This is a genomic window from Sphingomonas mangrovi, from assembly GCF_047975845.1.
Lineage (GTDB): Bacteria > Pseudomonadota > Alphaproteobacteria > Sphingomonadales > Sphingomonadaceae > Sphingomonas.
On record NZ_JBIUCZ010000063.1, the window covers coordinates 1 to 6,104 of the forward strand.

A 6,104-nucleotide genomic window follows, 5' to 3' on the forward strand; every position below is an offset into this window, starting at 1 on the left:
ACAACACCCCCAGAAAGTGCCTCGGCTTCCGTACCCCCGCCGAGGCATTCCAACTGTTGCACTTCGAATGTGAATCCACATCCTGACTTTCGTCAGGATGACGCAAAAAGGGCCGACGGAAGGGGGCAGGGCGGCGGGCCGGAAGCGCCCCCCTCGTAACCCGGCGGCGGCGCTGCTATCTCCGCGGCCATGCCCCACCTCTACCTCGTCGACGGCTCCGGCTACATCTTCCGCGCCTATCACCGGCTGCCGCCGCTCACCAACAAGCACGGCGAGCCGGTGGGCGCCGTCTATGGCTACACCGCGATGCTGTGGAAGCTGGTGGACGAGCTCAACAAGGCGGAGGGGCCGACGCACATGGCCGTCGTGCTCGACAAGTCGTCGACCACCTTCCGCAACGCCATGTACGACCAGTACAAGGCCCATCGTCCGCCCCCGCCCGAGGACCTGAAGCCGCAGTTCCCGATGATCCGCGACGCCACCCGCGCCTTTTCGCTGCCGTGCATCGAGGAGGAGGGCTGGGAGGCCGACGACCTCATCGCCAGCTATGCCAAGGCGGCGCTGGCGCAAGGCTGGCAGGTGACGATCGTCAGTTCGGACAAGGACCTGATGCAGCTGATCGAGGACGGCAGCCTCGACATGCTCGACACGATGAACAACCGCCGCCTCGGCTCCGAGCATGTCGTCGAAAAGTTCGGCGTGCCGCCGTCGCAGCTGGGCGAGGTGCTGGCGCTGATGGGCGACAGCGTCGACAACGTGCCGGGCGTTCCCGGCATCGGCCCCAAGCGCGCGGCCGAACTCATCGTCGAGCATGGCGACGTCGAGGCGGTGCTCGCCGCGACCGATTCGATGAAGAAGTCGAAGATGCGCGACAATCTGATCGAGCACGCCGATGCCGCCCGGCTGTCGCGCAAGCTGGTGACACTCGCCTGCGACGTACCGCTGCCCGAGCCGCTCGACGACCTCGCCTTGAAGGGGATTCCCGACGCGCCGTTGCGCGCCTTCCTCGAGCATCACGGCTTCCGCACGCTGCTCGGGCGGCTCGGCTCGGTCGCGGACGCTCCGGCCGAGGCACCGGTCGCCCCGGTGGACGAAGAGGCCGATCCGCCCTGCGACCACGACGCCTACGAGACGGTGGTGGACGAGGCGGCGCTCGACCGCTGGATCCAGGTCGCGCGGCATCAGGGCTGGGTCGCGGTCGATACCGAAACCACCGGACTCGATGCGACACGTGCCGAGCTGGTCGGGATCAGCCTGGCGTTGCACCCGAACCTCGCCTGCTACATCCCGCTCGGCCACGGCGGGCAGGATCTGCTCGCCGAGGTGCCGGAGCAGCTCGATCGCGCGGTGGCGCTGGCCAAGCTCAAGCCGCTGCTGGAGGACCCGGCGGTCCTCAAGATCGGGCACAACCTCAAATACGACATGATCGTGCTCGCGCGCTGCGGCGAGGGGGGCATCCGTGTCGCGCCCTACGACGACACGATCGTGATGAGCTTCGACCTTGACGCCGGGCGCCACGGCCACGGCATGGACGAGCTGGCGGCGACGCATTTGTCGCACAGCTGCATCGCCTTCAAGGACGTGGTCGGCACCGGCAAGAACCAGCGCGGCTTCCACGAGATCGACCTCAAGTCCGCCACCCGCTACGCCGCCGAGGACGCCGACGTGACGCTGCGGCTGTGGCGGCGGTTCAAGCCGCGGCTGCCGTATGAATCCGCGACGCGCGTCTACGAAATGGTCGACCGGCCGCTGGTGCAGGTGCTCGCCGACATGGAATGCCGCGGGGTCAAGGTCGATGCGGTCGCGCTCGCCAAGCTGTCGGAGCAGTTCTCCGGCCAGATCGCCGGGCTGGAGACCGAGATCCACGGCCTTGCCGGCGGTGCCTTCACCATCGGCAGCCCCAAGCAGCTGGGCGACGTCCTGTTCGACCGGCTCGGGCTGAAGGGCGGGCGCAAGGGCAAGTCGGGCGTCTATTCGACCGACGTCAACGAGATGGAGCGGCTGGCCGCCGACAAGGACCAGCCGCAGGGCGCCGAGATCGCGGGCAAGGTGCTCGAATGGCGCCAGCTCACCAAGCTCAAGAACACCTATACCGACGCGTTGCAGGCGCAGATCAACCCGGCGACCGGGCGGGTGCATACCAGCTACTCGCTGACCGGCGCGCAGACCGGGCGGCTGTCGTCGACCGATCCCAACCTGCAGAACATCCCGATCCGCACCGAGGTGGGGCGCCAGATCCGCGACGCGTTCGTGGCGGAGCCGGGCAACGTCATCCTCGCGGCCGACTATTCGCAGATCGAGCTGCGGCTGGCCGCGCACATCGCCGACGTGCCGCAGCTGCGCGAGGCGTTCGAACGCGGCGACGACATCCACGCGCTGACCGCGACCGAGCTGTTCGGCGAGGTTAATCGCGACACGCGCGCGCGGGCGAAGACGATCAACTTCGCGATCCTCTACGGCATTTCGCGCTGGGGGCTCGCCGGCCGGCTCGACGTGTCGTCGGACGAGGCGCAGGCGATGATCGACCGCTATTTCGAGCGCTTCCCCGGCATCAACCGCTACATCGCCGAGACGCTGGAGGGGGTGAAGGAGCGCGGCTTCACCACCACGCTGTTCGGCCGCAAGACGCATTTCCCGCGCATCAAGTCCAAGAACCAGGCCGAGCGCGCAGGGTCGGAACGCGCGGCGATCAACGCGCCGATCCAGGGGACGAGCGCCGACATCATCAAGCGCGCGATGGTGCGGATGGAGCCGGCGCTGGCCGAGGCCGGGCTGCCCGACGTCCGCATGCTGATGCAGGTGCACGACGAACTGGTGTTCGAACTGCCCGAGGGCGATGCCGACGCGGCGCGCGCCGTGATCGAGCGGGTGATGGCGACCGCGGCCGAGCCGGTGGTGACGCTGACGGTGCCGCTGGCGGTGGAGATCGGCGTCGGCCAAAGCTGGGGCGCGGCACACTAAAAGGGTGTGAAGACACGCGTGAAGCGCAAGATCAGGTGGGGCTCGCGGTAAGAAGGATGTGCGGTCATCCGCGCGCCCGCACTTGTAGGACCTGATCCGATCCGTATCATCTCACAGGCTCGAAGGGACAAGACCCACCCGATACGAGGTTACGAGCCAAGGAGGTGGACGTGTTTCTCTTGCCTTTGTTGCTGGCTCAAGCCGGAATAGCGGCGGCTCCCTCGGACGCGGTGGTCGAGCAGGCGCTTGTCGACCCGTCCTCCAATATGGTGAGTGTCACAGCCCCCAGCCTCAAGGCAACCGGGGATGCGCTCGAACGGTGCCTGGCGAGGTCCTGTCCCCCGCAAGAGGATATCGCAGCGTCGATCGCGCATGCCGAGAATCTGCTGATCGCCGGCGAGCTTCAGGATGCGCGTACCGTGCTGCTGCACTCCCGAAGTCGCAACAGCGGCTATGCGGAGACGCTCCCGGTGCCGGTCAGCACGCTGCTGGCCTTCAACGCCGATGTCGCGTCGCTGCTTGGGCTCGGGGACCCGGCGCGCATCGGCACGATCGATTCGGTGGCCGCTCTCAAGAAGGGTCTGCCGGCCGATGATCCGCGGATTGCCGCCCAGCGATTGCGCGTCGCCGACGTGTTCCTGCGGGAGCGACGGTTCTACACCGCGATCAAGATGTACGATGCGGTGGCAGAGCGGGCGGAGGAATCCGGCTGGGCCGAACTGCAGGGGATGGCGATGTTCCGGGGGCTGGTCGTGTACGCCACCGCCGCCGCTCACAATTCGGGGTACGCCGGGAAGGCGAGGCGTCGCTATGCAGCGTTGCGGGCCACCACCCATCCTGCGCTGCAACCGCTCCGGGATGCGACCTATCTGCTCGAAGCACGGCTGCGGTTGCTGAACGACAAGGATGCCGATGTCGACGCCGTGCTGAAGAAGATGCGCGGGATCCGGACGACCGAACCCATGCTGGTGGCGGAGCCGACGATCGACTTGAGCAAGGTCCTGCCCTCGTCGGTGTCGCCGACGATGGCGCGCAGTCAGTGGTTCGACCTGAGCTACCGTATCACGCCCGACGGTCAGGTTGTCGACGTTGCAATGAGCGAGGGATCGAAAGCCAAAGGTCAATGGGTCGAGACGGTGAAGAAGGCCGTCGAAGACCGTCGCTACCTTCCGCTCAAGCTCCCTGCGGATGCGGAAGGTCTGTGGCGCCAGGAGCGGTTCATGATCGTCGTCGATTCCGAGCTATCGACCGGATCTCACATTCCCGGAGCGGCCGGCCCTCCCACGTTGCGGCGGATCGACCTGACACGCGGGACGACGTCGCCGACTCCGAACTCCTAAGCAGGGGTTGCGGGCCGGTCGTTGCCTTTCCGGCGGTGTATGCGCGTAGCCCGCCGGGCATGCCCACCGTCACCCGAAAGCCGCAGCCGCGGTCTTTCTGCAACAAGGGCTTATGCCACCGGCCCCGCTTGCCTATGGGCGGCGGATGAACCGCGCAGACGGCCCGACGACCCATGCCTCCGGCGACGGCGATATCGCCGCGCTCGCCAAGGGGGGGCGGACCAACGTGTTCGGGTTCGTGCTGCGGCTGCTCGCGCGGCTGCCGTTCCTGTTCATCGCCGGCCGCGTCTATGGCCCGGAGACGGTCGGGCGGTTCGCGCTGGCGGTGCTGGTGGTCGAACTCGCCGCGCTGCTCGCGACGCTCGGGCTCAAGCGGGGGCTGGCGCAGGCGCTGTCGGCGACCGACCGGCCGCACGTCCATGTCGTGTGGGACGCGATGGTGGTCGCCTTCGTCGTGTCGGTGGCGGCGAGCGCGGTGCTCTTCGTCTTTCCGCAGATCATGTACCCCAACAGCCAGGTGATCGGCTTCGAGCGGCTGCTGCCGCTGATCGTGTTCGCGATCGCCTGGTCCGACGTGAGTCTCGCGGCGCTCGCCTATCGGCTCAACGTCAAGGCGGCGGTGACCGCGCGCGCGGTGGTCGAGCCGTGGACGATCTCGATCGCCGCCTGGGCGCTCTCCTATGTCTCGACGCGCGACGGGCTGATCCTCTCCTATGTGCTGTCGATGGCGGCGGCGCTGGTCGCATCGCTGGTGCCGTTCGTGCGCAGCTATGGGCTGCCGCGCGGCTGGACGCCGCAGCTGCGGCCGATGCTCGCGCTTGCCCGGCGCAACATGCCGCTCGCCGGTGCCGACGCGATCGAATGGGGAACTCGCAACGTCGACCGCTTCATCCTGGGGCTGCTGTTCCCGCCGGCGATCGTCGGCGTCTATTACATGGCGCAGCAGGTCGCCTCGCTGCCGCAGAAGCTCAAGACCAGCTTCGATCCGGTGCTCGGCCCGGTCGTCACCAAGAGCCTCGCCGAGGGCGACAAGGCCGCCGTCGCGCGTCAGGTGTTGCAGGTCGGCTTCTGGATCATGGCAGCGCAGGCGGCGCTGGCGCTCGCCGGCTCGATCCCGGCCGAGGGCGTGATGGGGATCGTCGGCCCGCAGTTCGTGAGCGGCGCGGGCGCGCTGTCGTTCCTGCTGGTCGCGGAGGTGCTCGCCTCGACCGGCGCGGTTGCCGAGGCCGGGCTGGTCTATGTCGCGCGCCACCGCAACCTGATGCTGTCGATCGGCCTCCTCACCTTCCAGGTGGTGCTGAGCGTCGCGCTGGTGATGCTGATGCGCACGCTCGGCTTTCCGCAGCCGTGGCAGGCGGCTGGGCCGGCGGTGGCGCTGGCGGTGTCGCTCACCTGCGGCTCGTGGCTGAAGGCGCGGCTGCTCGGCCGCATTCTGGGCCATCGCGTGGCCGAGGTCCGCAAGCCGTTCGTCGCAGCGATCGCGGCGGCGTCCGCGGTGGGATCGGTGGTGATGCTGCTGCCGCCGTGGCTCGAGTGGGCGGAGATGCTGCTCGGCATTCCTGCGATCCTGGGCGTCTACGGCTTCGTGCTGTGGCGCTGGGCGTTCGGCCCCGCCGACCGCGCGCTGTTCCACAAGGCGCCGGTGACCGCGTCGATCCCGACCGAAAAGCACAAGAGCTAGGCCGGCGTCCTCCCGCACCCGTCATGCTGACGGAGGTCAGCATGTGGATTCACATTCGAAGTGCAACAGTTGGAATGCCTCGGCGGGGGTACGGAAGCCGAGGCACTTTCTGGGGGTGTTGT

The 6,104-nt window shown here is 68.0% G+C and carries 3 protein-coding genes; all 3 read left to right on the plus strand.

Features of this window, described 5'->3' with window-relative positions; translation table 11 throughout:
* Positions 1-189: 189 nt before the first annotated feature.
* The 3 genes from polA to ACBY01_RS17015 all read left to right on the plus strand — a co-directional run bounded on the left by polA (position 190) and on the right by ACBY01_RS17015 (position 5,982).
* Entirely contained in the window at positions 190-2,961 is a 2,772-nt protein-coding gene (gene polA, locus ACBY01_RS17005) for a DNA polymerase I (RefSeq protein WP_416462180.1), read from the plus strand.
* A 164-nt stretch (positions 2,962-3,125) separates the two neighbouring features.
* Positions 3,126-4,301 (plus strand): hypothetical protein, encoded by a 1,176-nt coding sequence (locus tag ACBY01_RS17010; RefSeq protein ID WP_416462181.1) that lies wholly within the window; start codon positions 3,126-3,128, stop codon positions 4,299-4,301.
* Between the two features lie 145 nt (positions 4,302-4,446).
* Positions 4,447-5,982, plus strand: coding sequence for a lipopolysaccharide biosynthesis protein (locus tag ACBY01_RS17015; RefSeq protein ID WP_416462182.1), 1,536 nt, complete (start codon positions 4,447-4,449; stop codon positions 5,980-5,982).
* Positions 5,983-6,104: the final 122 nt, after the last annotated feature.